This is a genomic window from Marinomonas hwangdonensis, assembly GCF_003721245.1.
Taxonomy (GTDB): Bacteria; Pseudomonadota; Gammaproteobacteria; order Pseudomonadales; family Marinomonadaceae; genus Marinomonas; species Marinomonas hwangdonensis.
In genome coordinates this window covers 260,128-285,334 of record NZ_RIZG01000003.1, presented here as the reverse complement: position 1 = coordinate 285,334, position 25,207 = coordinate 260,128, and the positions used below count along the sequence as shown (strand labels likewise).

23 protein-coding genes and 1 riboswitch are annotated in these 25,207 nt (G+C 46.4%); of the genes, 10 read left to right on the top strand and 13 right to left on the bottom strand.

Annotation, left to right across the window (positions count from 1 at the left end; translation table 11 throughout):
• Positions 1-167: 167 nt before the first annotated feature.
• Positions 168-788 carry an SGNH/GDSL hydrolase family protein gene (locus EBI00_RS06845; protein ID WP_123095177.1) on the bottom strand — a complete coding sequence of 207 codons (621 nt, stop codon included), beginning with the start codon at positions 786-788 and terminating at the stop codon, positions 168-170.
• 178 nt (positions 789-966) lie between these two features.
• Here EBI00_RS06845 and EBI00_RS06840 point away from each other — a divergent pair, with 178 nt between their 5' ends.
• A complete protein-coding gene (locus tag EBI00_RS06840) occupies positions 967-2,391 on the top strand; it encodes a coniferyl aldehyde dehydrogenase (RefSeq protein ID WP_123095176.1) in 1,425 nt (474 codons plus the stop codon).
• Positions 2,392-2,462: 71 nt separating this feature from the next.
• Here the strand turns inward: EBI00_RS06840 and EBI00_RS06835 are convergent, their stop codons facing one another.
• Positions 2,463-4,448, bottom strand: a complete 1,986-nt coding sequence (locus tag EBI00_RS06835) for a methyl-accepting chemotaxis protein (protein WP_123095175.1) — start codon at positions 4,446-4,448, stop codon at positions 2,463-2,465.
• Positions 4,449-4,724: 276 nt separating this feature from the next.
• Between EBI00_RS06835 and EBI00_RS06830 the strand changes: the two genes are divergently transcribed.
• Positions 4,725-5,882 carry an aldose 1-epimerase family protein gene (locus EBI00_RS06830; RefSeq protein ID WP_123095174.1) on the top strand — a complete coding sequence of 386 codons (1,158 nt, stop codon included), beginning with the start codon at positions 4,725-4,727 and terminating at the stop codon, positions 5,880-5,882.
• Here the strand turns inward: EBI00_RS06830 and EBI00_RS06825 are convergent.
• Together EBI00_RS06825 and EBI00_RS16235 are read right to left on the bottom strand one after the other, a co-directional pair.
• Complete coding sequence (locus tag EBI00_RS06825) at positions 5,854-6,282, bottom strand: gamma-glutamylcyclotransferase family protein (RefSeq protein ID WP_241556972.1); 429 nt, start codon at positions 6,280-6,282, stop codon at positions 5,854-5,856. The genes EBI00_RS06830 and EBI00_RS06825 overlap by 29 nt on opposite strands.
• 137 nt (positions 6,283-6,419) lie before the next feature.
• A complete protein-coding gene (locus EBI00_RS16235; RefSeq protein ID WP_277749195.1) occupies positions 6,420-6,926 on the bottom strand; it encodes a methylated-DNA--[protein]-cysteine S-methyltransferase in 507 nt (168 codons plus the stop codon).
• Between the two features lie 198 nt (positions 6,927-7,124).
• Between EBI00_RS16235 and EBI00_RS06815 the strand changes: the two genes are divergently transcribed.
• The gene (locus EBI00_RS06815; protein ID WP_123095172.1) at positions 7,125-7,886 is read left to right on the top strand and encodes a sulfite exporter TauE/SafE family protein; all 762 of its coding nucleotides are present in this window, start codon (positions 7,125-7,127) and stop codon (positions 7,884-7,886) included.
• A gap of 157 nt (positions 7,887-8,043) precedes the next feature.
• Here EBI00_RS06815 and EBI00_RS06810 read toward each other — a convergent pair whose 3' ends face one another.
• Together EBI00_RS06810 and EBI00_RS06805 are read right to left on the bottom strand one after the other, a co-directional pair.
• A complete protein-coding gene (locus EBI00_RS06810) occupies positions 8,044-8,790 on the bottom strand; it encodes a SapC family protein (protein ID WP_123095171.1) in 747 nt (248 codons plus the stop codon).
• A gap of 268 nt (positions 8,791-9,058) precedes the next feature.
• A complete protein-coding gene (locus EBI00_RS06805; RefSeq protein WP_123095170.1) occupies positions 9,059-10,585 on the bottom strand; it encodes an adenylyltransferase/cytidyltransferase family protein in 1,527 nt (508 codons plus the stop codon).
• A gap of 257 nt (positions 10,586-10,842) precedes the next feature.
• On the opposite strand from EBI00_RS06805, the gene EBI00_RS06800 reads away from it, so the two are divergent.
• Genes EBI00_RS06800 through EBI00_RS06775 form a run of 6 tightly spaced genes read left to right on the top strand, consistent with a single transcriptional unit; the run spans position 10,843 to position 16,867 of the window.
• Positions 10,843-12,498 carry an aminoglycoside phosphotransferase family protein gene (locus EBI00_RS06800; protein WP_123095169.1) on the top strand — a complete coding sequence of 552 codons (1,656 nt, stop codon included), beginning with the start codon at positions 10,843-10,845 and terminating at the stop codon, positions 12,496-12,498.
• The gene (locus tag EBI00_RS06795; protein ID WP_123095168.1) at positions 12,491-13,432 is read left to right on the top strand and encodes a GAK system ATP-grasp enzyme; all 942 of its coding nucleotides are present in this window, start codon (positions 12,491-12,493) and stop codon (positions 13,430-13,432) included. Before EBI00_RS06800 ends, EBI00_RS06795 begins: the two co-directional genes overlap by 8 nt.
• Positions 13,425-14,531: an HprK-related kinase B gene (locus EBI00_RS06790; protein ID WP_123095167.1), complete on the top strand. Its 1,107-nt coding sequence runs from the start codon at positions 13,425-13,427 to the stop codon at positions 14,529-14,531. Before EBI00_RS06795 ends, EBI00_RS06790 begins: the two co-directional genes overlap by 8 nt.
• Entirely contained in the window at positions 14,531-15,223 is a 693-nt protein-coding gene (locus EBI00_RS06785; protein WP_123095166.1) for a histidine phosphatase family protein, read from the top strand. Before EBI00_RS06790 ends, EBI00_RS06785 begins: the two co-directional genes overlap by 1 nt.
• Positions 15,224-15,266: 43 nt before the next feature.
• Positions 15,267-16,601 carry a metallophosphoesterase gene (locus tag EBI00_RS06780; protein ID WP_123095165.1) on the top strand — a complete coding sequence of 445 codons (1,335 nt, stop codon included), beginning with the start codon at positions 15,267-15,269 and terminating at the stop codon, positions 16,599-16,601.
• Positions 16,598-16,867: an amphi-Trp domain-containing protein gene (locus EBI00_RS06775; RefSeq protein WP_123095164.1), complete on the top strand. Its 270-nt coding sequence runs from the start codon at positions 16,598-16,600 to the stop codon at positions 16,865-16,867. The genes EBI00_RS06780 and EBI00_RS06775 overlap by 4 nt, the downstream gene beginning before the upstream one ends.
• Before the next feature lie 9 nt (positions 16,868-16,876).
• On the opposite strand, the gene EBI00_RS06770 is transcribed toward EBI00_RS06775, so the two are convergent.
• Together EBI00_RS06770 and rarD are read right to left on the bottom strand one after the other, a co-directional pair.
• The gene (locus EBI00_RS06770; protein WP_123095163.1) at positions 16,877-17,683 is read right to left on the bottom strand and encodes an ATP-grasp domain-containing protein; all 807 of its coding nucleotides are present in this window, start codon (positions 17,681-17,683) and stop codon (positions 16,877-16,879) included.
• A 77-nt stretch (positions 17,684-17,760) separates the two neighbouring features.
• The gene (rarD, locus tag EBI00_RS06765; protein WP_123095162.1) at positions 17,761-18,660 is read right to left on the bottom strand and encodes an EamA family transporter RarD; all 900 of its coding nucleotides are present in this window, start codon (positions 18,658-18,660) and stop codon (positions 17,761-17,763) included.
• Positions 18,661-18,840: 180 nt separating this feature from the next.
• A riboswitch (FMN riboswitch) is annotated at positions 18,841-19,025 on the top strand.
• A gap of 153 nt (positions 19,026-19,178) precedes the next feature.
• Between rarD and EBI00_RS06760 the strand changes: the two genes are divergently transcribed.
• Positions 19,179-20,114, top strand: a complete 936-nt coding sequence (locus EBI00_RS06760; protein WP_123095161.1) for a DMT family transporter — start codon at positions 19,179-19,181, stop codon at positions 20,112-20,114.
• Between the two features lie 131 nt (positions 20,115-20,245).
• Here EBI00_RS06760 and EBI00_RS06755 read toward each other — a convergent pair whose 3' ends face one another.
• Genes EBI00_RS06755 through EBI00_RS06735 form a run of 5 tightly spaced genes read right to left on the bottom strand, consistent with a single transcriptional unit; the run spans position 20,246 to position 25,205 of the window.
• Positions 20,246-21,001 (bottom strand): hydroxypyruvate isomerase family protein, encoded by a 756-nt coding sequence (locus EBI00_RS06755; RefSeq protein WP_123095160.1) that lies wholly within the window; start codon positions 20,999-21,001, stop codon positions 20,246-20,248.
• A 2-nt stretch (positions 21,002-21,003) separates the two neighbouring features.
• Positions 21,004-21,654: a 3-oxo-tetronate 4-phosphate decarboxylase gene (gene otnC, locus EBI00_RS06750; RefSeq protein ID WP_123095159.1), complete on the bottom strand. Its 651-nt coding sequence runs from the start codon at positions 21,652-21,654 to the stop codon at positions 21,004-21,006.
• On the bottom strand, positions 21,651-22,916 hold the full coding sequence (gene otnK / locus EBI00_RS06745; protein ID WP_123095158.1) for a 3-oxo-tetronate kinase: 1,266 nt from the start codon (positions 22,914-22,916) through the stop codon (positions 21,651-21,653). The genes otnC and otnK overlap by 4 nt, the downstream gene beginning before the upstream one ends.
• Positions 22,917-22,926: 10 nt before the next feature.
• Positions 22,927-23,829, bottom strand: a complete 903-nt coding sequence (gene ltnD, locus EBI00_RS06740) for an L-threonate dehydrogenase (protein ID WP_123095157.1) — start codon at positions 23,827-23,829, stop codon at positions 22,927-22,929.
• 47 nt (positions 23,830-23,876) lie between these two features.
• Positions 23,877-25,205, bottom strand: a complete 1,329-nt coding sequence (locus tag EBI00_RS06735; RefSeq protein WP_174714899.1) for a TRAP transporter large permease — start codon at positions 25,203-25,205, stop codon at positions 23,877-23,879.
• Positions 25,206-25,207: the final 2 nt, after the last annotated feature.

Genomic DNA, 25,207 nt, shown 5'->3' with positions numbered 1-25,207 from the left:
TTGAGTTTCTTTTCAGCGTTGACTATGCCTGGCTTTGTCAATACCTTAAAACGCCAAAAAAGGCGTTATTTTTATGTCTTTTTAACGTCGCGTGTTTTTCATGCTTTTTAAGAAGGCGAGTCATATCGTCTTTGATTAAAAAAAAGCCATATAAAACATTGCGTTATCTAGATGTTATTCACGATGACGGCGTGTATCGCGTTAGCCAGTTGCTGGTTGGCTTGAGAATCAAGGTGAACGCCGTCTAGCGTGCTGGGTTCTACTTCTCCAGCGGCATTAAGAAATAAGCACTGGTTGCGAATCGCAATATCTTGATAATACTGGTGAAAAGACTGAGATTTTTCCATGGCGCCGGTAAAGCTTTCCGCCACCGTGCCAGTTGGGGATAAAATATTTGGTGGCGCAATCACCAATACAGATGGCGGTGCAAAATCGTAAGTATTTGGCATTCTTGACTTTTCAATCAGTTTTTCGACACCTTTCGAGGCCTCGTAGGCGCCCACATTAAAATGTCGCTTCAAATCATTGGTCCCTAACATAAGAATGAGCAGGTCGACTGGGCCAAACGTTTCTAAGGCCGCTTGCAAATACGACAAGCCATTGCGTCCTTCTAAGAAGGGGTCGTTCCAGAGTGTGGTGCGACCCGGTAAACCAAAATTAATCACATGGTGTTGTTGACCCAATAGGGCATTAAGTATGGTAGGCCATCGTAGGTGCTCTGGGTAGCGTCCACCGTTGGGGATACTGCCCCAAGTCAGAGAATCGCCGTAACATAAAATAGTCGCCATGATGTGCTCCTTAGCGTTTATCGTTACTTGAAAATATCGCAGTTACTAGATCGTTGTTATTCGCTGATTATTATTAGATAGTGTTAAACCTTGTCTGTATTACTTAGTTGTCTGTATTACTTAATAGTGTAGACAACCCACACTCAAACCGTGAATCAAATTCAATAGCGAGGTAAAAATGGCGGTCACGCTTTCTTATCAAAATGAAGAAATGCATCAGGCTTTTGAGCGACTGAAAAGTTTGGCTCAACGCCATACCATGCCCACGCTTGAAGAGCGTTTACAATGTCTTAAGCGTTTGGAGGTAGCTTTGTTGCACTCTGAACGCTCATTACTTGCCGCGTTGCAAAAAGACTTTGGCCATCGTGCGTTGGAAGAGTCTCGGTTGTTGGAGCTGGTGCCCGCCATGGGAGAAATAAAACACGCCAAGCGACACCTTAAGCAATGGATGCGGCCATCCAAACGCCGCGTCCATCTCAGTACCTTACCAGCGAGTGCTAAGGTGGTATACCAGCCTAAAGGCGTAGTTGGGATGATTTCGCCTTGGAACTACCCTGTACTGCTTTGCCTTGGGCCGTTAATTGGTGCTTTGGCAGCGGGCAATCGTGTGATGCTCAAGGTGTCGGAATATTGCCCTGAGACCAACAAAGTACTGCGGGATATAGTAGACCGTTCGTTAGGAGAAAACTGGCTAGAAATGGTCGAAGGGGATGCCGACGTTGCTAATGCGTTTAGCTTGTTACCCTTTGATCACCTGTTATTCACCGGGTCCACGTCGGTCGGGCGAATAGTAATGCGCAATGCTGCGGAAAACTTAACGCCTGTGACGCTTGAGTTAGGAGGGAAATCCCCGCTGCTGGTGGCGCCGTCTGCTGATTTAAAAGATACCGCGAAAAAGCTGGTGTTTGGCAAGCTGTTAAACGCCGGTCAAACCTGTGTCGCGCCAGATTATGTGTTTTGTCATCAAGATCAAAAACAAGACTTGGTTGATTATATTAAGCAAGAGCTTGCCGACTATTATCCTGAGGGCGTCTTGAGTTCAGACTACACCAGTTTAATTAACTCCCGTCAGTTTGACCGCTTGCAAGGCTATTTAGAGGAAGCCAGAGCTGAAGGAGTTGAATGCGATAATCTCATGCCACAGGGCCCGGCATACCGCGATGGCAAATTGGCTTTGCATGTGTTGCATCAGCCAACGGATGATTTACGCGTTATGCAGGACGAAATCTTTGGCCCTTTGTTACCGATTTTGCTGTATTCGGATATGGAAGAAGCCTTGTCCTATATTCATCAGCGGCCACGCCCTCTGGCCATGTATTTATTTACTCAGCAGACAGAAGATCAACGGCGCTGTGAAGAACGGATTGCCAGCGGCAGCTTGGTGATTAACCATACGCTTATTCAGGTCGCGCAAGCTGATTTGCCCTTTGGAGGCATAGGACCTTCTGGCATGGGCCTGTATCACGCCGAGGAAGGCTTTCGAAGCTTTTCCCATAGCAAATCTGTTTTACATAAACGAGGTAGGAATGTGCTTGCGCTGCTAAGGCCGCCCTATCGACGTCCAATCCATCGTTTAGTGGCGCGGTTTTGGCGTTTTCTGTAAGTGCTTTTTTGATGCCATAAAAAAGCCATGATGACCGAAATCATCATGGCTTTTTCGTGCCGGCTAAACGTTTATTTCAGTGCGTTTAGGCGTTTTGCAATGGCGTCTATTTCTTGGCTCATACGACTAAGCTCGCTGGAGTCTGTGGCATTACTGCCAGTCAGTTCCTGCAGTCGAGACACGAACATGCTGAGGTCTTGGGAGACTTTTTGCTGTTCGCCAGCGGCCACGGAGATCTGAGTGGCCTGATCGGTAATTTGTGAGAAAGCGTCAACCACTTGCTGTAGGTGAGCCGCTGTGGATTCGGCTGTCGTCACCGCGCGCTCGGTTTCACTCTGGCCTAGCTCCATGGAACTAACCGACTCTTTCGAAGCCACTTGCAAGCGACCAAGCACTTCTTCGATTTCTACCGCAGAGCTTTCACTTTTAGCTGCCAAATTTCTGACCTCGTCGGCAACCACCGCGAACCCGCGGCCTGTTTCGCCAGCACGCGCGGCTTCAATGGCGGCGTTGAGGGCTAAGAGGTTAGTCTGTTCAGCGATGTCACGAATCACCCCCAACATGCCGTTTGCTCGGCGGCTGTCCTCATCCAATTTAAGGATATTGGTTTGCGCTTGTGTCATGGCTTTGGTCAACGAACGCATGGTTTCGATAACGGTATTCATTTCTTTACCACTGCTGCGAACGTCTTGGTGAATGCGCTCCACCGTCTCTTTGGTTTCGTTGGCGTACATGGCCACGTCACGCGACGTGGCACCCAGTTCTTCGGTTGCCGCCGCTAGGGTGGTGTTTTCATCACTCAAGCTGGTTGCTTTGTGTAAAAAGTCGTTACTAAATTGACTCAATCGACCCGCATCACCCACTAAGTTGGCGGATTCTTTGTGGATTTGCTCCAGCAAATTTTTGAGTTTGTCCGCGTAAGCATTCACCGCTTGGCGCAAATCCCCCAACTCATTTAATTTTTCAATGTCCAGCGCTTTCGTGCTGCCGCCTTCTGCGAGCTCATTGATTTGTTTCGTGGTTTGATTAATTTTACCCAACAAACCGCGGAAGAAGAGTGCCGCGATGACAAAAACAATCACCAGTAAAGCGCCAACCGCCAGCATAAGGAAAAGCCCCATGCTTTGCGCTATTTCCGTCATACGAGCTTTGGGCACGACTAAGCCCACCGTCCAGCCTGTTTGAGGATGTTGGAAAAGACTGGCGTACGCTTCACCGCCCAGAATTCCGTCGTGATCCAACGTGACGACTTTGCCTGCCTGTGTCACTTTCCCTAATGCTGGCTGTAACCAAGAAAGCTGGTCGCCTAATTCTGCCGACGTTAGCATGCTGCCATCGCTTTTCACCAAGCTTACTTCCTCTTTTGGAAAGCTTAATACCTGACCTGTTTGATCGATCGCAAAGACATAGCCTTGGTTTTCTGCACCATATTGCTCCAGTGTTTCTGTTACTCCATCCAGCATCATGTCTACGGTCGCGACGCCAGTGAACTGGTTGTTGGTTTTCATTGGAATGGTACAGGTCACCATAGGAATGCCGGTGACAGGATCGATATAGGCTTCTGACCACGCACAAAGTTTCGTTGTGCTTCTTTTACCGACGGTGTACCAGCCTTCATTATGGTAACCAGATCCAGTAGGGTCATTGTAATCATCCAGGTAACTCATTTTAGCGCCATCACGCCCCCAGAAAAAGCTTCTACGTTCCGTACCCTGTGTAAAGGCGGAAGGTTCTGGCCAGATACCACCACCCGCAATGCTGGTGTCACCGTGATTATTGATGATGTCTGGAAACACCTTTTTGAATAAGGCCTCGTCTTTTGGCAGCTGAGTGCTGGCTAGTGCGAGTGTACTGGTTAAGAGTTGGATTTTTTCCAATTGGGCGCTGAGTAATTCATTTAACGCTTGCTGGTTTACGGAGATTTGTCGCTGTCTTTCAGCGGTCAAGTCGGGTTTGACTTTAAATTCAATGACCAAAAAAATACTGGCTAGCGCAAGCAAAAGAATGGCGGCTAAACCCATATTAATTTGTTGATGGATCCTCAACGGTGACTTCATAACAACCTCAATTGATCTGTGTGAGCGGGCGACATTCATTAAGAAACGATAATTATAAGACAGTAGTATTAAACACGCGTTGGTAGCAAGTGTCTTTTTGTACGCAATGCCTTGTCTTTGATGTCCTCATGACACTGTATCGTTCTTCTTGTTAATGTCTTTAATATCATTATAGGCATCTATTGAGTGTTGTGTAATGACCCTAATCTGCTGCGGGCTTACTCGTGTCCGTGCTTTGAGTCAGGTAATATAGACACAAATTTAGGAGTTTAAATTATGTTTCAACTTGTTCTTCTTAGTCATCAACAACACATTGATGTGGGTGATTTGTCACTCAACGCAGAGTTAATGGGATTGCCGAAAGATGTGCCTATTCATGTTCAGCAAACCTGTTTGATGGGCGGTAAGCAAACCGGTTCACGTTTGATTACGTTGACCATCGGCGACTCAGTGGTTCGTGTCGTGCCGACTCGAGGCATGGCGGTGCTTGATGTGGTCAGAAATGGTGTGCGCTTTGGTTGGGATTCTCCTGTGAAAGAGGTGGTTCATCCTAGTTTCGTGAATCAAGAAGCGTCTGGTGGCTTGGGCTGGTTAGATGGTTTTAACGAGATGATTGTGCGTTGTGGTTATCAATGGGCGGGTCATCCAGGACAAGATGGCGATGAGTTTTTGACATTGCATGGTCGTATTCAAAATACACCCGCCGACGAGGTGATTTTAGAGGTCGAGCAGGTGCCGCCTTATCGGGTGACTTTACGTGGTCGAGTCGATGAAAAGCGTTTTAAGTTCACTAACTTTGAACTGCAAACAGTATTGTCACTAACACCAGACGAACCTTATTTATTGGTTGAAGATACCTTGACCAACAAAGGCAGTTATCCGCGTGAATACCAAGCCATCTATCATAATAACTTTGCCCAACCGATTCTTGAAGATGGCGCGCAGTTACACGTTCCTATGGCGGAACTATCGCCTTTTAACGACTACGCCGCTGGTGGTTTGAGCGATTGGAATCAGATGCCAGCGCCAACGAAAGACTTTGACGAAATGGTGTTTAACATTCGTCCTATCAGTGACGAGAAGGGCTTTTCTCATGCCTTGTTACATAACGCCAACGCGAGTTGTGGCATAGAAGTCAGTTATCAAACCGGTACCTTGCCAGTGCTTACCGTGTGGAAAAATACGGACACACTGGAACAAGGTTATGTCGTGGGAATCGAGCCGGGCACCAGCTTTGCTTATAACCGCTCTTATCAGCGAGAGTTAGGTTTGGTGCCGACAATTGCTGCTGGCGAAGCTAAACACTTTGTGGTGCGTTTCGGCTTGTTAACGGATGGCGATCAAGTGCAAGCCAGTGTGGCGAATATCGACCAATTACAAGGTACTCAAACACCTCAAATCTTATCTACGCCAATTGTGCGTCTTGGTGCTTAACGGTGTTTTGAAGCTTGGCGATGGTTTGCGCGTGGCGCTTCCAATCGCCAGCTTCCATGTAAGGTGCCTTATCCAGCGTTTGATTGTATACGTAGACCCAACCACGGCCGTAAGGCGAAAAAACAGACTTGCGAATATAGAGTGAGTTGTCGGGTGTTTTTGGATCATAACCTTCCAGTTGGTCCAAAGACGCCAATACGTCGTCAGAAATCTTGTACCATTCTACCCGAATCCGAAAGCGATCATCGTGAGTGTAAACACTACCGGGATAGTCGCCTAAATTGTGCATGCGATATCCCGTCAACCAGCCTAAGCCAATGCGTTTGCATTCGGCGATAAGGCCGTGATTGTCCAGCCCCTCACGGAGTGTTCCGTATACAGCAACAATGTTTGTCGACATGTTGGATTCCATCTAATAGTGACCAAAGCCTACAAGATGAACGTGTGAAGAGCGTATTTCAATAGCGCCACCTAGAAATTACACCCCCACGACACAACCTTGATGCATTCATAAGATGGCAGACAATTTGACGACGGTTAGAGTGCCTGCTTTTTTTCATGATCTAGTAGCCAGCGTTTGCGTTCTAGTCCTCCGGCATAACCGGTTAAGCTGCCGTCTTTACCGATCACTCGATGACATGGAATGACAATAGCAATTCGGTTCATACCATTGGCTCTAGCAACCGCTCGAACGGCTTTGGGGTTATTGAGCCAAGTGGCTTGTTCTTGATAACTGGCGGTTTCGCCATAGGGAATCGTACCAAGCGCTTGCCAGACCGCGTTTTGAAAGTCCGTCCCCAACGTATGAAGCGTTACAGAAAAGGCTTTTCTGTGGCCTGAAAAATATTCTGTTAACTCTATTTTAAGCTGTTTTATATGGGCATTTTCGCCCGATATGATTGGTGCATTAAGACGGCGTTGTAAATCGACCAGCTCGTTTTCCAGGAGGGGCTTGTCGGCAAATTCTAACAGGCAAATACCGTCTTCTGTGGCACAGACGCGCATGGCGCCAATCGGGGTCGTTAACTCATCGGTTAGAATCACAATGTTCTCCCTACTAGGTATGTTGCAGCTTTCTTGAAAGATTTTTCAGCTTGCTTATGGGACTTTTGTCTTAGTTTTACTGGCTTTTGTACATTAACACTTTATTCGCTTATATGGTTTCTCATACTATTCGTCTTCTTTTTATCGATCTCTTTTTTCTCTGATTGCTCGTCATTGGGCTTATGTAAGGATATGGCTATGGATTATAGCGTGTTTACTGTCACACTCTTGATCGGTACAGGTTTTTTAGCGGGTATTATTAATACGCTTGCTGGTGGTGGTTCCAACCTAACGCTGCCTGCTTTGATGGTCATGGGAATGCCAGCTGATGTCGCCAATGCAACAAATAGAGTTGGGGTCTTCTTGCAGAATGTATCGGCCACGATTGGTTTCCGACAGGCTAAAAAGCTCGACAATGCCGATATTCTTCCAGTGATGATTCCTTCCTTGATTGGAGGTGTCTTTGGGGCTTTTGCCGCAAGTTACGCTCCTGAAGCTTGGTTGAAACCGCTTTTGCTGAGTGCCATGATAGGTATGACGATCATCATGATTGTCCGGCCCACCATGATTGCACCGCCAGAAGGGACAGTGCCCTTTAAAGTCTCTGAAAAGCCCAGTGCTTGGATCGCTTTATTTATTGCCGGTGTTTACGGCGGCTTTGTGCAAGCGGGCGTGGGCTTTATCCTGATTGCCGCCCTAGCTGGCACGTTACGTTACGACCTTGTTCGCACTAACGCGTTAAAAATGGTCTGCACACTGGGTTTTACTGCTTTGGCGTTAGGGGTGTTTATTTGGAACGACCAAATTCTCTGGATCCCCGGCTTGATCCTCGCCTCCGGCACCATAGTCGGATCCTACTTGGCGGTTAAACTGGCGATCAAAGCTAACCCCAACCATTTGAAATGGTTTCTCTTTATCATGACCGTTTGTGGCAGCGCCGCCGCGTTATTGAGTGACTAGAAAGATTAAATGCTTCTTCATTAATAAAGACGTTTTTATAAGTGAAATACAGCAGAGGGCTTAGCTTGTAGATGGTTTCTTCAGTCTTCATAAACAGAAGCCGCCTCAAATAGTCATTTGAGGCGGCTTCTAGGAACGTTACACAGGAGGCGTTAGCTTATTGCAGGCTACTTTCTGCTTGTTGAGGCGTTTCAACAGCACTTATACCTTGTTTGAGCAAGGCTAGACGCTCAATTTGAGAAAGAGAAGTAAGGTGAGAGTAGAGTGGTGCTAAATAACGTTTTTCTTTAATTTCAAGGAATTTTTTGTCAGAAAGATTATTTAAACGCTCTTCATTGATCACGTAGCAACCCGTGACGTTTTTGATCTGATCGGCGGCTCTAACGCGCATATTTAGTGGCGTAAACAAGTTGTTCTCAGCCAAAAAATGGCAAAAAGCTTTAGTAAACACTTCCATTTGTTGTAGTTCGCCTAAATAGCGTTTTACATTTTCAATAACTTCCGTTGGCTCGCCTTGATCATTGAACAATGGTTGGCCGTCCTCTGTGCCTACGTATTCGCTGTCTTCGTCAACACATACAGTAAAACTGTCTTGATCAGGGTTTTTGGCAAGTGCGAATGGGTAGCGACGAATGATCGCAGGAACGTAAGGCGCTTGCCATTTGCCATCTTCATCAATGAACAGGTTTTCGCCTTCATCTAGGCTAAGTAAAGCAACAGGTTTAAATTCATCCTGAGACTTGTCTTCTAAAAAAACAATCGGGTATACCGATGCTGCTTTAACAAACTCATGCACCATTACTGACGCGATATGAAATTTGCTGGCAAAATCAAAATTTTCAATAGCTTTCACTTTTAAGTTAGCGTGCTGTTCTTTATTTATAGGTGTCAATTTAGTGAACATCGCATTAAATCCTTAAGTATTCTTTTTAAAATAAGCAAGAGAAATTAGCATTGGTGTATTTTTTATTAGGTTAATCTAACTTTATTTGAAAAGCGATAGAGTAGACAATTTGTCTAAGGGTGTATGCAATCACGTTCAGTAGTTTTGCTATTTTTCACTATGAAATAATATGATGGCATCTTATTTAGTGGTATTTAACCAGCTTATTTTTTTGCAATTCGTCTTATCTAATTGAACACATAACTCAACTTTCACAGTAAGACATCGCTTATTTAGCGTGTGTCTCGTTAAGCGTTTTTAGAATGTAATTTTTTAAATCTGTTGTGGAAATGTCTGCCGTACGAGGAGCATATAAAACAGCAATCTGGTCTTTTTCTAATCGCTGACTCAGCGCATTCCAACGTTCGCTGCCTTGCCATTCATCACCACAGATAACGGCGTTGATGTTGAGCGAGGCTATCCATTGAGCGGCGGCGTCGGTTTGGGACATGGGCGCGCCAACCAAATGGACTTCATCGACAATCGATAGCGCGCTGAGTATGGCCATGCGATCTTGTTCAGACATCACCGGAGCGTAGCCTTTGCTTTGCTTGCCAAACGCATCGGGCGCAACCCCCACAACAAGGACATCCCCTTGTTGTTTGGCGTAATTAAGGTAGTTGAGATGCCCTTGGTGGAATAAGTCGAAGTAACCTAATGCGAGCACACGTCGTGGCTGGCTTTTCTGGATTGGCGGCTGGTCCTTCTGGGTTGGCTGAAGGTGTTTCTCGATGCCAGCCAGTAGCGGATCGTCTGCTTTATGTCGTCGTAAGGTGGAAAGGATATTTAGCGCCTTTTGTGTGTTGCCTTTGTTCCATTCACCGTAAAGACGTGAGTAGCCATAACACAGCGCGAGCCAAGAAAAATGCCGTAAGTTGGCGGCCGATACTATGGTGTCGAAATACGGATCAGGAATACGCCAATGTTCGCCATAAAGGGCGGCTAAAAACGCATCGGGTGCCGTTAAATGCCATATTTCTCCAGCAGGAGACATTTTGGCGTTAAGCTGAATAGGGGGAAAGTACGTGATGCGGTTCCAATCAAAGGGAATCTGATCCATCCAAAGTCCTGATATGGTTTCACCTGAAGGAAGCTCGGTACCATACCCGCACACATCCATGGTGATGCCAGAAGCTAGGTGTATAAAGCAGCGCGGGTTGATCAAACCATAAGAGCCCAACACTTCCTGCCAACCTAATTTTTTTAAAGCCTCAATGACGCTGGGCAGTTGCAGCCAATCGACACCGATATCCATGTCTTTGTCGTTATCTAATAATTGCCCAGTACGCTCAAGGCCGAGTAAGGTGCCAGCGGTAGCAAAGGCGTAAATCCCCTGCCGCTTTAGCTCGGCGAGAGTGCTCCATAATAAGGATTCGGCTTGAGGGCGATCAAACGCCGAGGCCTTTTTTATCGACTGGGGATAGGCCGCCGTCGAAACAAAGGATTGAGACAAAAACGCCCCAAGCGCTTGATGAAAAGCGTGGGAGGCTTGGGGTAACAAACGGCTTTGTTGATAGCACAATCCTAAGATGTGATACGACTCATGCAGGTAAGGTTTTTCGCGCAATAAAGCCTCAAGCCTTTCGATCCACGTGTGTCCCGTACCTTCTAAGACTGCCAACTGAGCGAGATAGATTTGTGGGATAATATATTCAGGCGCTTGCTCATAGACACGGTGAAGAAGTCTCTTGGCCTCTTGATATTGCTCAGCTCGAAAATGCTGTAAGGCGAGCTGTATGGTGTCATCAATATTCATCTCAAGTAGTCACAGATGGTTTCGTCCATATCGATTGCGATGCATTTTCTCACGTGTTGCTCCTAAAAAATAATGCTGGCGTTTTGTGTGACCTCAGTAAGGTTAACAAAATACCAGATTACCGTGATAAGGCTATATCAAATGTCATTGGGGCGTGGAATTTGACATGCGCTTGACATCCGTGTGTCATAGAACTGTCATTTCGTTGTTGTGTGGTTTCTGTATAGTAGTCAATAAAGTATTGGAATAGGGACGTTATGTCTGCAACATCTAGGTTATCGACGCTTCAAGAGCATGTATATTTTTTGCTAAACGAAGTCGAGACGCATTGTCAATTTGTGCAGTTGTTTTTTACCTCGCACTCTGTGGCTTTATTGCCGCGTATTCGCAGTCGTCGAGGTTATGTGCAAACACTGCGGGAAAAGGTCGACATTGAGACCGGGTATTTACTGGGGCGCCGCAAGTCGAGCACAGTATTTCACGCTCAGGTCAGTGCAATGCGGGCGTTGGCGATGGCATTAGATGCGTTGACTCAGCATTGTTTTGATTGTCTGCGAGAGGGCACCTTAGACACGCCTTATGAGCACCCAGCCAGCCAAGAGTGTCGCAAGCTGATAAAACGCATTAGTCGCGCTTTGCAGCTGGTAAAAGTGGGTTTGACGAACGATAAACGCCGAACAGGCATAAAACTAGGGCGTCGTACGCACAAGTTATTGGCGGATTATAATGCCTTACAAGCCAAGACCTTACAGACAAAAGAAGGGCTGAGCGATGATCAACTGAGAGCCGCGATTGTCAGTAATGTCAGTTTAAAACGCCTCATCGAGCAATTAGGCGCGGTGGCGGAATCCCTGATTAAAGCGGATCTTGGTCAGGTCGCCACATTGCAAAACTACCCTCATTTGCTCGACAGTGCCTCCAGCCTCAACTATGACTTAAAAGATTTAAACGTCAGACGTCTCGCCCTGACTCGATCGGGCAGTGCCATTGCGGCCATTACTCATAAAGACGAAGCTGGGCAATCGGTACTCGCCGTTTACAAAGAAGGCGAACAGGCCAAGATCGAAGAAGAGGTGGCGGGTGTCAATCAGTGGCGCCAAGTCGACCCACGTTTAGCGCCGAGTGTGTTATCTCAGCAAGGCGTGACGGGGGAGCAAGCCTCCATTTTAATTGAACATATTCCTGGCAAAACCCTAGAAAGCTTGCTGCTGGATGTCCAGCAAGACGGCCATCGTGATGGCGCTCAGGATGCCTTAAAAGCCCTGTTTAAAACCCTCAATCAAACTTGGAAAAGTACGCTGACTTCCGAGCCCTGTTGCGCCCATTTTATGCGTCAATTAGCCAAACGCCTTGACGACAGTCGTAAGGTCCATCCAGAATTTTTCACCAATGAGGAGCGCATTTGTGGCTACGTAAGCCCCCGTTTTGATGCGTTAGTTGAGTCGGTCGCCAAACGTGAAATACGGTGGCGCGCGCCCTTTTCGGTCTTAACCCACGGTGATTTTAATGTCGATAATTTGATTTATGATCCAGTGCAAAAGCGCGTCTATTTCATTGATTTACATCGCGCTTCCTATTTCGACTATGTACAAGATTTGTCGGTGCTGATGGTCTCTATTTACCGCTTGCAAGTCCTCAGTGGTGAGACGCGCAAACGCATGATGGACAGTGCCATTGAAATCTATCGATTTGGTCGACGTTTTGCTAAACGCCATCAAGATGATACCTTTGAACTGCGTTTAGCGGCCGGTTTGGCGCGTTCATTTGCCACTTCTACCCGTTTCATTTTTGATAAAAAGCTCGCTACCCGCATGCATTTGCGTGCGCGCTATGTGTTGGAGCGCTTGGCAAGATTGCCGCCCGAACAAGAAAAGACATTTCTTTTACCGTTAAAGGAGCTTTACATTGAATAAGCCGAAAATCGGGGTGGTTGGCATCCCAGGAAAATGGTCCACCGAAGTATTGGCAGATAGACTGGAAGAGCAAACGGGATTTCGTGCGGTGATCGATATGAGCCAAGTAGAGCTGCGCTTAGACACGAATCAATTGATGTTTCACGATTTGGATTTAATGACCCTAGATGGCTTGATCATCAAAAAGATCAGTGAAGTCTATTCTCCAGCGACGGAAGACCGTATTCACTTGCTGTCTTATGCCGAGCGCTCAGGGGTGAAAATGTTTAGTCCCACTCACAGTGTGGGCAACTTGATTAATCGCTTAAGCGGCACATTAGCCTTGCAGCAAGGCCATATTCCCATGCCAAAAACCCGTATAACAGAAGACGCAGAGCAAGCATTTGCTACGGTGCGAGAATTTGGTTCGGCTATTTTGAAGCCGTTATATTCAACCAAGGCGCGTGGCATGATGATTCTTCAGCAAGAAGATTCAGACGAGGCCGTGCGCGATGCGTTAGAAAAATACCGCCAAAACCAATCGATTTATTATATTCAGCAAACCGTGAAATTGGATGGCCGAGATTTGGGTATGGTGTTTGTGGGCGGTGAGTATCTTTGTACTTACGCGCGAGTAGGAGATAAAGATTCTTGGAATACCACCATCAATAGCGGTGGGCGTTACGAATTGTTTGAGCCAGACGCCGAATTGATTGAGCTGGGGCGTAGAGCGCAAGCCTGTTACGACTTAAGCTTCACCACGGTCGACATCGCGTTAACGGATCAAGGTCCCGTGGTGTTCGAAGTGTCGGCTTTTGGTGGCTTTAAAGGCGCATTGGAAGGCTGTGGTATTGATGCCGCCAGTGCCTATGTGAACTATGTTCTGCATGCCGTCGGCTGGCAAGTTAGTGACCTAAAGGAGTCGAAACAGCAGGAGGTGAAACAGCATGATTAAAAACATACTAAACGTGTCCCATGTGGATGAAGGGTTAACCCATTGTCACCATAACGTACGGCTCAAATTCGCCGATATGGTCGTTACTGTGCATTCGAACGAACCCATGCTACTGGCGGCTTTAGCGGACTATTACCGCAGCTACGGGAGAGCGCATAACGCAGGCCACAGCGAGAGTGCGCCAGTGGCGCTCGATGTGTATGCCATAGAGCAAGAAGACGTTGGTAATGAACTCGCTTGGCAGGAAGTACCCAGGGAAGCGGGTAAACAAGGCCGCAAAGAAGGTTATCTTGATGTGGAGGGCGGACGATGGATTAAAAAATTCAAAACCTCGATGAGCTTTTTACAACGGCCTAACCATCCTGTGGCAGTCGGCCCTTGTGTGTCCAACTTGGCACAGGTGGTGAATTTCATTAATAACCAGTTTTTAAATCACTACTTGCGACAAGGCTTTACTTTGGGTCATGCGTCGGCATTTTGTGTTAATGGCAAAGCCACCGCAATTGCCGCAGGGTCTGGTGGCGGCAAATCGACACTCATGCTGCGTTGCCTTGAGCACCCCCAGCGTCGATTTCTAACCAACGATCGTATTCTCTTTAAACAAACGGACCACGGCGCGCATGCAGTGGGTGTCGCCAAGTTGCCTCGAGTAAACCCAGGTACCTTGCTGCATTCCAATCGTTTGCGTCATATCTTGCCTGAGTCGCGTCAAAGCGCACTGCGTCTAATGACTCAAGGTGAACTTTGGACGCTGGAAGAAAAATACGACGTGCAAGTGGAGGACGAGTACGGTACTGATCGAGTGCAATTATCCAGTCAACTAACGCGACTGATTATGCTGGATTGGTCATTGGACAGCACAGAATCGACTCAATTGGAACGCGTGGACTTAGCTCAAAATGCCCAAGTGATCGAAGGCCTTCGTAAGCGTCCGGGGCCGTTTTATCAAGACAGACAAGGCGCCTTTGCAGACTTAGAGGCGATCGACTCGGTAGCCCATTACTGCGATGCCTTGGCCAATGTGGACGTGTACCGCTTAACCGGCAAGATTGATTTTGATCGCGCTTACGAGCTGATCAATGCGCTGGAGCTTGCCTAATGCCGTGCTTTGCGGTAATTCGTCACGGTGCTTACGAGCAGCTGCCAAACGTGCCCAGCGCGTTGCAGCCTTTTGCGTTAACCGTCGAAGGCGCACAGGAAGTGCACCAACAAGCCCAAGTATTTGCTCAGTGGTTAGAGGAAAATGACATCAAGTTAGATCCGCTGGTGGACTCTTCAACCTTACTTCGAGCTTGGCAAACAGCGTCGATTTATGTGGAGACGCTGCGCGACTATTTTGACGGCACGCCACAGATTGAGTCGTATTCGGCACTGTGCGAACGCAGTGTGGGAGCGGTGGCCAATTTGACCATTGACGAAATTGAGCGAGTTTTAGCCCTGGATCCACGTTTTTCAGCGCCGCCAAAAGGTTGGAAATCCGACAGTCATTATTGCCTGCCGTTTGATGGCGCCGAGTCTTTGTGGCAGGCTGGACAACGGGTGGCCGAGCATATTCAGGCGTGGCAGCGTCGCGTTCAGCATCAAGATGACCAGCGGCTTAAACTCTTTATTGGTCACGGTGCCTCGATTCGTCACGGAATGTGTCAGCTAGAGGTGTTGACGTTTGATGACATTAAAAGACTGAGCATGTTTTACGGGCACCCAGTGGTGTTCGACATAGCCCCTCAGTCGCCAATAAAACGCCGGTTTGGCGAGTGGAAACAGCGGCACACACTGGATGTGCCCGATTAACTGCTCGGTGGACCGAAAGACACTTTTAAAAGGTAACGAAACCATGTCTAGCCCTATTCCTGTTATTTCCCCTCGCCTTAATCACACCGACATCATTGCGCGTTTACCCAGTGAATGGACGGCGTGGCCAAGAGACGCTAGCTCGGTGAACAGCCATGTTTTAACGGCTTACAAAACCCCACCACGCTTTAAGAAAGACAAATTACGCTGGCCTAAACGTTCAGTGGTGTTTATTTCCGATCCTCATGCGGATGCTCAAGCATTCGAAGCCTCGTTGATTGCGGCCGGTGTAGCAGAGCGTAAGAAAAAAGCCGGACTAGGTCATTTAACACTGACCAAAAAAGGCAAAAAATCTGAAATCATTGTCGGCGGTGACTGTTTGGATAAGGGCCCCAGCAATCTTGAATTACTGCGTAGTGTCAAACAGCTCTACAAATTAAAAGCACGAGTGACCTTGCTAGCAGGCAACCATGATCTGCGTTTATTGATGGGATTACTCGCGCTGGCGCGTAAAAAAGACGTGGGCAACCAGCATTTCTTCGTGCGCATGGGGAAAAAAGTGGTGCCACTCTTTCGGGAAGTGTTTGACGAATATTTAGCGGACACCAAATGGGACCAAAAAATCCCCGACGAAGATACGTGTCGACAGCTTCTGTTTCCGGGGGATGACTGGTTCAAGGAATTTCCCTTTCACGCGGCGGGTTTTTTAACCTCAGAAGGGATCGACCGTGAAGTGCGTAAAATGGAATCTAAAAACCACAGCTTTGAAAAGCACTGTCATGCGGCCGGTTTGAGCTTGCGACAGGTGTATGCAACATCGTTAAAATGCCAGCAGCTATTTTTGCATAAGAAGGGGGAGTTTCACTGGTTCTTCCGTAAGATGGCGCTGGTGGCTAAGCGTGGTTCATTTTTGTTTCTACACGCTGGGTTAGATGACAGCATGGGGGAAATTTTGCTTAAGAGTGGTACGAAATATGCCAACAAAGCCTTTCATCGTAATCTTAAACGGCGCGATTTGTTCAGTTTCTACTACAGCTCTATTGCGAATACGTTTCGAACCAAGTACCGCGATGCGGATTTACCTCTGACGGTTCGTGGCGTAGACGCCATCCATAAAGCCGGCATTCATGTGGTGGTACAAGGCCATATTAACCGTCAGCAAGGTCAGCGCGTTACCATTAAAAAAGGGCTAGTGCACGTCGAAGCCGACATCACGCTGGATTGTCATTCACGCAAGGCAGAGGGATTAGACAGCTATGGTATTGGGGCGACTCTCATTGATAAAAAAGTGGGCATTGTCGGCTTAAGTTGCGATTATCCCACCGTTAAAGTGATGACCGCTGACGAATTACAAGACATTTACGTAGAGTCCGTATGAAATCAAAAACCGAATTTAGACATGAAGCCTTGCTTGACCCAGAAGACATCCAAGATGTCCTAAAAGCGTTATCGAAAGGTCTAGGAAAAGGCAAACTGGAGTTCAGTGACGAGAAAGAAGGCACATTAACGCTTGAGCCTAGCGGCTTGTTACGCCTGAAAGTCTCCGCCTATGAAGACGAAGACAGTCAACAGTTTGAAGTGAAAGTGCGTTGGGAAAAACGCCCTAAGCGCTTGAGTAAAACGCGCCCAGAAATTTCCTCTTAACGCTGGGTATTAAATCACAATGGGTTGCTCTAAAAGCATGGACGTTGATAACAGATATTGCTCGTTTAAGTAACTGAGTAATTCTGTGTTTACGTCTTGCTGAATGGTTGGCAACCCTTGGTTACCAAAGATACGATTGATTTCAAGCACATAGGGAACAGAGCCCACCATGGCGATATCGAAGCCTGCGTGATTAATGTCTAAGGATTGAGCCAAAAACGTAACCAGATCTTGGGCTTCTTTTGGTATCAAGGCCACTTCCACTTGACCGCCTTGGCTAACGTTGTTGTGGAAACCATTGTCAGACTGCAAACGCCAATACCCACTGACAATTTTATTGCCTACCCAAATGACGCGCATATCTCTGTCTATGGGTAAGTATTCTTGTGCGTACAGCACATCGGTTTGCGCCACATAATCACGCCATTGCCCCAGTGTTTCTATTAAAAACACGCCATTACCCATGCTGCTGCGAGGAATTTTTGCAACAAAAGGAGAGGGCATTTCATCCCAAATTTTCTCCGCTTCGTAGGGGGTGTTGGCGGCGATTAAAGTATAAGGATGTTGGTTCGGCACAACGGTACGAAAAGTACGCGTCATTTCTACCTTGTCATGGCCAATCATATAGGAGGCTAGACTGGGGAAAATACGCTTTTTTAAACCGTGAATCAGGGCGTTAAGTTGCCAATATTGCGGAAAAAGCAACCAATCGGCTTCTCTGATTTCGTCCAAATGATCATACATGGACTCTGGCTTTATATAGCGAACATGGGGCAAGTGAAGAGTTCTTAATGCGTCAAAAGAGATGATGTTCATAGCGGATAATCAGTGGCTAAACAGGCCGCGATTGTGGGGCCTGTTGCCAAAAAAAGAAACCATTTTCTGATTAATTATCACACATTTTTTACCTGTCCTCGGGGATGTCGAAGTCGACGGACAGAGTCAAAAATTAACATGGCCAGTGCCGACCAGATCAATATAAAGGTAGTGAGTTTTTCTGGGCTTAATGGCTCGTCGTACAAAAAGACCGCTAAGAAAAACATGCCGGTTGGGCCGATATATTGGAAAAATCCGAGCGTCACCATACTGACTCGGTTTGCTGCTGCCGCAAAGCACATCAGTGGCACCATGGTCACGGGTCCTGCAGCAAATAAAAGCCAATTAATCGTGGCGCTATTGTCGAACATATTTGCCGTTGGCGAGGTGCTTAAGGCTAAGTAAATAAGGGCGATGGGCAGCATAAAGGCGGTTTCTATTGCCATGCCGGTAAAACTGTCGACAGCAATTTTTTTGCGTATCAAACCATAAAAACCAAAGGAAATGGCCAGAATCAGCGCAATCCAAGGCAGTGATCCGAACTGAATAACCTCAAATACCACGGCACAAAAGCACAATGCTACAGCAGCTTTTTTTACCCTATCGAGCGTTTCTTTAAAGAAAATCACTCCCAGTAAGATACTGATCAGCGGATTAATGTAATAACCCAAGCTGGCACTGAGCATCTTATTGTTCTGTACTGCCCAGATAAAAGTCCCCCAATTCAAGCCAATTAATAGCGTTGAACCTAACATGGCTAGCAAGACTTTACGGGACTGCAATACCGTTTTTAGGGCCTCTGTGTAACGTAAGATTACGATCAAGACCAACACCAAAATACAAGACCAAATAACACGATGTGCCAACACTTCCTGGGCGGGAACAAAAGACATTTCCTTGAAATAAATAGGCGCAATGGCCCATAAGGTAAACGCAGTTAACGCATAGAAAATGCCGCTTCGAGACGAGGTTTGCATTGATGTCATCCTGTTCAATGAATCGTTATTATTAGAGCGTCGAGTGTATAACAATACTGGTCAGACGGTCAGGTTTTTATCGCTTAGACTTGCAGAAGGCCTAATGTCAAAAGAGTGGCACGGTGGTTATTGCCTAACAATCAGGATGGGTTTAAAGTTACCCCGAAATTTTTCATTTACATCGAACTTCGGGGCGGGGCGAAATTCCCCACCGGCGGTGATTTTCACTGGATTAATCATCTAGTGAAACAGCCCGCGAGCGCCTTGTTTCTTGTTTTAAGCAATGCTTTTTTAAGGAACAAGGGTCAGCAGATTTGGTGAGACTCCAGAGCCGACGGTCACAGTCCGGATGATAGAAGATCGACCAAGTAGCACAGGCCATTGCTCTTTATTGAGTGATGGTATGGGCTATTGACGTGTTTTTGTGCGTTTTAGCTCACACAGTTTTCCTGTGTAGGTGGCTTGGTACTATTCGTTCTCATCACCCCTGTGCATCTTACTTATTGGAGATATCAAAGATGGCAGGCACATTCTTTATCATGATCGCGTGTTTCACGTGGGCACTTGATACCCTGATTCGTTACCCTTTATTGGGCGCGGGTTATTCCACTTTGCAAATTGTGTTAATCGAACACCTTACCTTGGTACTCTTTGTCAGTCCTATGTTGTGGCGCTATCGCTATGTCTACCGCCATATGTCGATCAGCGGGTTTTCTTGCTTGTTTTTCATTGGTGGTATTGGTTCAGCGATGGGCACCTTGGCGTTTACCGAAGCCTTTCAGTATTTGAATCCGACCGTAGTGATTTTATTGCAAAAATTACAGCCTATCGTGGCCATTTTATTAGCGTACTGGCTACTAAAAGAGCGCATCGAAGGGGATTTTATGCGCTGGGCGGTGGTGATACTGTTCGGCAGTTTCGTGATGATGTGGCCAGATCTACGCCAACTAGGTGACGCTCAATGGCACTACTCTGATAATAACCTAGCGATTTTTAAAGGCTACGGTTACACCCTGATTGCAGTGATCGCTTGGGGCGCGGCTACCGTGTGCGGTAAATATTTATCTCATCAGCACATGCCCGCCAACGCCATTATGTCCGGCCGTTTTGTGGCAGGCTTGCTGGTGTTATTGCCATTAGCCATGGCGCAATCCGACAGCTTGATCGCCATGAAACCTATGGATTTAAGCTTAGCCATCGTGATGGCCTTGCTCAGCGGTTTTATTGGTATGTGGTTTTATTATCAAGGCCTGAAAACGGTACGAGCACAAGTCGCCACCTTAGCCGAACTGTCTTTCCCCGTCTTCGCTGCCGTGATCAACTGGTACTTCCTCGACATGGGATTAACCGCCTACCAAATCATCGGCGGTTTGGTGCTGATACTTGGCAACATCGGGTTGCGTATGAAAGAACTGAAAGACCCCGCTGTTGTTCGGCCTTCTAAAAATGCTTGAGTGCAAAAAAAGCCCCTTACGGGGCAAAAGTGACTTGAGCAATAACAATGGTACTTGTTGCCAAGTCGGTATTCCGACTGGATGTCGAGAATGAAGGACAAGGCGCTATGTTTCTGGTATGGCTATTGAATTTAAAAGTCCGCTAGCCAGCTAGAATCTACGGAGCCTTTAGCGGGTTTGTATTCTGCTCCAATTGGCGCTGAATAACCTAGCGCTTCTAATTTGGAAAAGATGTAGTGGTAGTTTAATTCTCCAGTATTGGGTTCGCTGCGAGCCGGTACTGAAGCAATTTGAATATGGCCTATTATCGGCATTAATCGTTCCAAACGACGACAAATATCACCTTCCATTATTTGCAAGTGATAACAGTCGAACATGAGTTTCACGTTGCTTCGATCTACTTTTTGCAAAATGTCTTCCGCTTGTGCTGAGGTTTGCAGAAAGTAGTTGGGTGCGTCGTAGTGGTTTAATGGCTCAATCAAGATGGTAATATTGTGTGTCTTTGCTTGATCCGCTGCGTATTGTAAATTGTCGATAAAGGTCTTTTCTGCCTCTTCACCAGAGGCAAAACCTGCCATTACATGAATATTTAACGCATTGATTTTACTGGCATAAACAATGGCTTGATCAATAGCGGCACGAGCTTCTACTTCTCTTCCTGGAATGGATGATAAGCCATTATCACCTTTTGATATATCACCGCGATCAGTGTTTAACCCTAACATCTGCAGACCTGTTTCATGCAGTGCATTTTTGACTTCATCGGCATCAAATTGATAAGGCCAATGACACTCTACGGCGGCATAACCGGCTTGATGTGCTAGCTTGATGGCTTCTGGTAAAGGCTGATCGTTCCATAAAAAGCCGAGGTTGGCGGAAAATTTCATAATTAGTCCCATTCCACATTAAATTTGGTGATGATTTGTTGGATCTGTGACTCGTCGAGCATTTTTGGCGAAAATCCACGCATCATCATGGCAAGTTTGGCGGTTTCTTCTAGCTCTTCGATTGCGTAAACGGCGGCTTCTAGATCTTTACCCGCCACGACAGGGCCATGGTTTGCAAGCATCACTGCAGAACGTTTACCGGCCAATCCGCGGATAGCATCACCCGTTTTAGGATCTCCAGGCATGAAGTAAGGTAACAGTTTGACCTTGCCCAGTTTCATGATGGAATAAGGAGTTAAAGGCGGTAAAAAGTTATCTTCATTTGCGTCTGGCATCATAGACATGGCGACAGAGCAGGTTCCGTGCAAGTGCACAATGGCATTTGCACTTGATCGGGTGCTGTAGAAGGCGTCATGCAGAGGCATTTCTTTCGTTGGCTGATGACCACTGATTAACTGGCCTTGTTGGTTAAATCGACTCAGTGTTGCGGGATCAAGACGCCCGAAGCAGCTACCTGTGGGAGTGACGAGAAGGCCGCCATCTTCTGTCCGAGCAGAAATATTTCCCGAGGAGCCACAGGTTAAGCCTCTATCAAATAAAGACTTTGCCATTAGACAGATTTGCTCTCGAAGTCTATTCTCGGCACTGCTCATAACATCATTTCCAAGGCTTTTTTGAAGAAATCCTGATCACCGAAGTTCCCTGATTTAAGGGCTATTAGTTTGGGTGAGCCGCCAGTAATTTCCGTTAATGGAACCCCTGGAGCAATGCTGGCTCCAATTTTTAGCATAGTGGGCTTCAACGCTTTTACGACTGCACCAGACGTTTCACCGCCAGCAACGATGAATTTAGTGACGCCTCTTTTATCCAACTCGGCAACAAGGTCCGCCATAAAATTTTCTACGACTTCACTAGCTTGAGCGACACCCAGTTCTGCTTGAACCTGCTTGATGTTTTCAGGCGTATCCGTAGCGTAAAACATAAGGGCGCCAGAGTGTCGGTGTTCGTCAAACCAAATAAGGAAGTCATTCAGCGTGCTTCTGCCAGAGGCAATGTCTAGCGGTGCAATTTTCTTTGATTGAAATGTTTCTTGGAAACGCGCTACCTGCTTTTGTGTCATAACGGAGCAACTGCCTGACAGTACGACAGCGTCGCCTTCTATCTTACTTAGTTCAGCAGAATTGCTACGGATCTTAAACAGACCTTTGTCTTCAAAGTTTTTTGCTAACCCGACCGACAACCCTGATCCACCAGTGAGTAGTTTTAAGTGCGCACTTGCTTTACCTATAGTGTAAAGATCGTCATTTGAAACCGTATCGACAACAGCATAGCGATGTTCTTTGGATAAATCATGAAAAGCCGTTTTGATACTTTCCGCGCCTTGTGAAACGATTTCAAATGGTACAAGTCCTGTTTTTCCTTTCGCTTGCGATGACATAACTCTTAACAAATTAGCGTCATTCATCGGTGTTAATGGGTGGTTTTGCATACCACTCTCGTTGAGTAAACTGTCATTGACGAAAAGGTGTCCCTTATACACTGTACGGCCGTTCACAGGTAAAGAAGGACAGATGATAGTGAATTCTTCGTTTAGGTTATCAAGCAGAGCGTCCGTTACAGGGCCGATGTTGCCGTTTTCTGTTGAATCAAAGGTTGAGCAATACTTAAAATAATACTGCTCGCAATGCTGTTTTTTTAGCCACTCAAGTGCCTCAAGTGACTGCGCTACAGCAACGTCGGAGGGCAGTGTTCGTGATTTTAGGGCGATAACAACGGCATCCGCTTCGGACAAATCAACTGCTCCACTCGGGACGCCAATAAGCTGAACCGTTCGCATCCCTGATTTCACCAAAAAGCTGGCTAAATCTGTTGCGCCGGTAAAATCGTCGGCAATGCAACCTAACAGTATGCTCATGGTAGGCTCCTTATTTAGCTGCTGGCAAAGTAATGCCAGGATATACTTTAATAACAGCCGAATCGTCTTCTTGACCAAATCCAGCAGCGCTGGCTGATAGGAATTGTTGATGGGCGCTGGCAGAAATAGGCAAGGGGAATTTAAATTCTTTGCCCGCTTCTAAAACAATTCCTAAATCTTTTACAAAGATATCCACCATGCTTTTAGGGGTATAATCGCCTGCTAGAATGTGTGGTACACGATTTTGGAACATCCAGGAAGATCCAGCACTGTTCGAAATAATTTCATACACCATTTCTGGATCAAGCCCTGCTTTAATGCCCAATGCCATTGCTTCTGCGGCAGCAGCAATATGCACACCAGCTAAAAGTTGATTGATCATTTTAACGGAAGCGCCACCGCCCACACTGTCACTGACTCGGTACAATTTCGCTGAAATGGCATCGAACAGGGGTTTGCAATCGGCAAAAGCATCATCGGAGCCAGAAGCCATAACTGACAATTCACCGGTGTTAGCTTTCGCCGCGCCACCACTGACGGGTGCGTCAATCATGCGTAGCCCAATAGCTTGTAATTTTTCATTTAATGTTTTCGCGTAACTGGCCGATGTTGTGCTTCCTAGAATAATAACAGCGTTCGCTTTTAAGCTATTTGCTATGCCATTTTTCCCAAATAAAACCTCATCGCATTGAGCTGAGTTTACCAACATAAGCAAGATGGCATCGGCTTCTTTCGTCGCCTCTGACAGTGTTGTGGCAGCAATACCGCCATGTTCTTTAAATGCAGCAAGAGCATTTGGGTTAAGATCAAAACCATAGGTGGTTAAACCCGCCGATACAGACGATTTAGCCGCCCCCATACCCATAGAACCTAAGCCAATAACAGAAACAACAAAAGACGTAGAAACAGACATAATGATCACCATAAAAAATAAAAGAAGTTGTAGTGTTACTTACTGCATTAGTTAAGGCCTGGGAGCCAAAGTGCGATACTTGGAAAAGCTATCACTAAGCCAAGAGCACAGATTTGCAACAAGATGAAAGGCCACAAGGAAAGAAAAATTTCCTTTAACGTAATGTGTGGTGGCGCAACACTTTTTAAGTAGAAAGCAGCAGGCCCAAATGGGGGGCTGAGATAGGATATCTGCATGTTCATTGAGAACAGGATTCCGAACCAGATTGGGCTATAGCCTAAAGAAACAATAATGGGAACAAAGATAGGCATGGCTAATAACGCGATACCAATCCAATCCATGAATAGGCCAAGAATAATTAAAATAGCCATCATGGTTAGAACGATATAAATAGGTGCGATATCCAATCCTAAAATAGCGGATTGGATAAACCGATTTCCTCCCATTAAGTTATAAACGCCAACGAGTGCGCTGGCTCCAATCCCGATCCAGATGATCATTCCGCAAGTATTCAGTGTTTGTCTCAAGCTATCTTTCATCATTTTAAAAGTAAGCTCTTTTCGAACAATAGTGGATATAATGACCCCAACTACGCCCATACAAGCCGCTTCAGTCACAGATGCGATGCCGGCATAGATGCTGCCTAATACCCAAACGGCAACTAACACGGGTAAGATGATACTTTTTAGTTTGACGGCTTTTTCAGCAAACGGGATGTCTTGCTCTTCTTGCGGTGCTGGTGGTCCCATATTGGGATCAATATAACAACGAACCAAAATGTAAATAATGTATAGAGAAGCTAATAATGACGCTGGAAGAATAGTTGCGACAAAGAGTTCGCTAATAGAAACGTTCGCCGTTAAACCATAAATAATCAATACAATACTTGGTGGTACCATGGTTCCTAATGAGCCGCCAGCGCATACGGTACCAATTGAAAGGCGTTGGTTGTACCCAAGGCGAAGCATTTGAGGTAAAGCCAACAGGCCTAAAAGGATGATTTCTCCACCAATAATGCCTGACATTGCCGCTAGAAAAACAGCAACAAACAAAGTTTGCACAGCGACACCGCCAGGAAGACGTCCTGCAAACATGCGTAAAGTGTTGTAGAGATCTTTGGCTATGCCGGATCTATCCAAGATCGATGCCATTAACACGAACATGGGTATGGATATGAGAACATACTCATTCACAAAGCTATAAATACGAGTCGTGACTAAAGGAATTGCCATTGGACCAAACCAGCCCAAAGCAAACACTAGAGCGACTAAGCCTGTAACGAAGGCGAGTGGTAGCCCGGTTAGAAGCAATACCAAAATGGAGCCAATCATCAGATAAGACGCGGCTTCAATGCCTATTTGCGATAATTCAAACATGC

What these genes read in the sequence shown, in the direction of transcription:
- EBI00_RS06815 (WP_123095172.1), top strand. Translation starts at nt 7,125, where the DNA reads ATGGATTATAGCGTGTTTACTGTCACACTCTTGATCGGTACAGGTTTT.
- EBI00_RS06770 (WP_123095163.1), bottom strand. Translation starts at nt 17,683, where the DNA reads ATGAACATCATCTCTTTTGACGCATTAAGAACTCTTCACTTGCCCCAT.
- EBI00_RS06805 (WP_123095170.1), bottom strand. Translation starts at nt 10,585, where the DNA reads ATGAATATTGATGACACCATACAGCTCGCCTTACAGCATTTTCGAGCT.
- EBI00_RS06800 (WP_123095169.1), top strand. Translation starts at nt 10,843, where the DNA reads ATGTCTGCAACATCTAGGTTATCGACGCTTCAAGAGCATGTATATTTT.
- EBI00_RS06840 (WP_123095176.1), top strand. Translation starts at nt 967, where the DNA reads ATGGCGGTCACGCTTTCTTATCAAAATGAAGAAATGCATCAGGCTTTT.
- EBI00_RS06790 (WP_123095167.1), top strand. Translation starts at nt 13,425, where the DNA reads ATGATTAAAAACATACTAAACGTGTCCCATGTGGATGAAGGGTTAACC.
- EBI00_RS06775 (WP_123095164.1), top strand. Translation starts at nt 16,598, where the DNA reads ATGAAATCAAAAACCGAATTTAGACATGAAGCCTTGCTTGACCCAGAA.
- EBI00_RS06780 (WP_123095165.1), top strand. Translation starts at nt 15,267, where the DNA reads ATGTCTAGCCCTATTCCTGTTATTTCCCCTCGCCTTAATCACACCGAC.
- EBI00_RS06785 (WP_123095166.1), top strand. Translation starts at nt 14,531, where the DNA reads ATGCCGTGCTTTGCGGTAATTCGTCACGGTGCTTACGAGCAGCTGCCA.
- EBI00_RS06845 (WP_123095177.1), bottom strand. Translation starts at nt 788, where the DNA reads ATGGCGACTATTTTATGTTACGGCGATTCTCTGACTTGGGGCAGTATC.
- otnK (WP_123095158.1), bottom strand. Translation starts at nt 22,916, where the DNA reads ATGAGCATACTGTTAGGTTGCATTGCCGACGATTTTACCGGCGCAACA.
- EBI00_RS06830 (WP_123095174.1), top strand. Translation starts at nt 4,725, where the DNA reads ATGTTTCAACTTGTTCTTCTTAGTCATCAACAACACATTGATGTGGGT.
- EBI00_RS06735 (WP_174714899.1), bottom strand. Translation starts at nt 25,205, where the DNA reads ATGTTTGAATTATCGCAAATAGGCATTGAAGCCGCGTCTTATCTGATG.
- EBI00_RS06810 (WP_123095171.1), bottom strand. Translation starts at nt 8,790, where the DNA reads ATGTTCACTAAATTGACACCTATAAATAAAGAACAGCACGCTAACTTA.
- rarD (WP_123095162.1), bottom strand. Translation starts at nt 18,660, where the DNA reads ATGCAAACCTCGTCTCGAAGCGGCATTTTCTATGCGTTAACTGCGTTT.
- EBI00_RS06835 (WP_123095175.1), bottom strand. Translation starts at nt 4,448, where the DNA reads ATGAAGTCACCGTTGAGGATCCATCAACAAATTAATATGGGTTTAGCC.
- ltnD (WP_123095157.1), bottom strand. Translation starts at nt 23,829, where the DNA reads ATGTCTGTTTCTACGTCTTTTGTTGTTTCTGTTATTGGCTTAGGTTCT.
- EBI00_RS06825 (WP_241556972.1), bottom strand. Translation starts at nt 6,282, where the DNA reads ATGTCGACAAACATTGTTGCTGTATACGGAACACTCCGTGAGGGGCTG.
- EBI00_RS06755 (WP_123095160.1), bottom strand. Translation starts at nt 21,001, where the DNA reads ATGAAATTTTCCGCCAACCTCGGCTTTTTATGGAACGATCAGCCTTTA.
- otnC (WP_123095159.1), bottom strand. Translation starts at nt 21,654, where the DNA reads ATGAGCAGTGCCGAGAATAGACTTCGAGAGCAAATCTGTCTAATGGCA.
- EBI00_RS06760 (WP_123095161.1), top strand. Translation starts at nt 19,179, where the DNA reads ATGGCAGGCACATTCTTTATCATGATCGCGTGTTTCACGTGGGCACTT.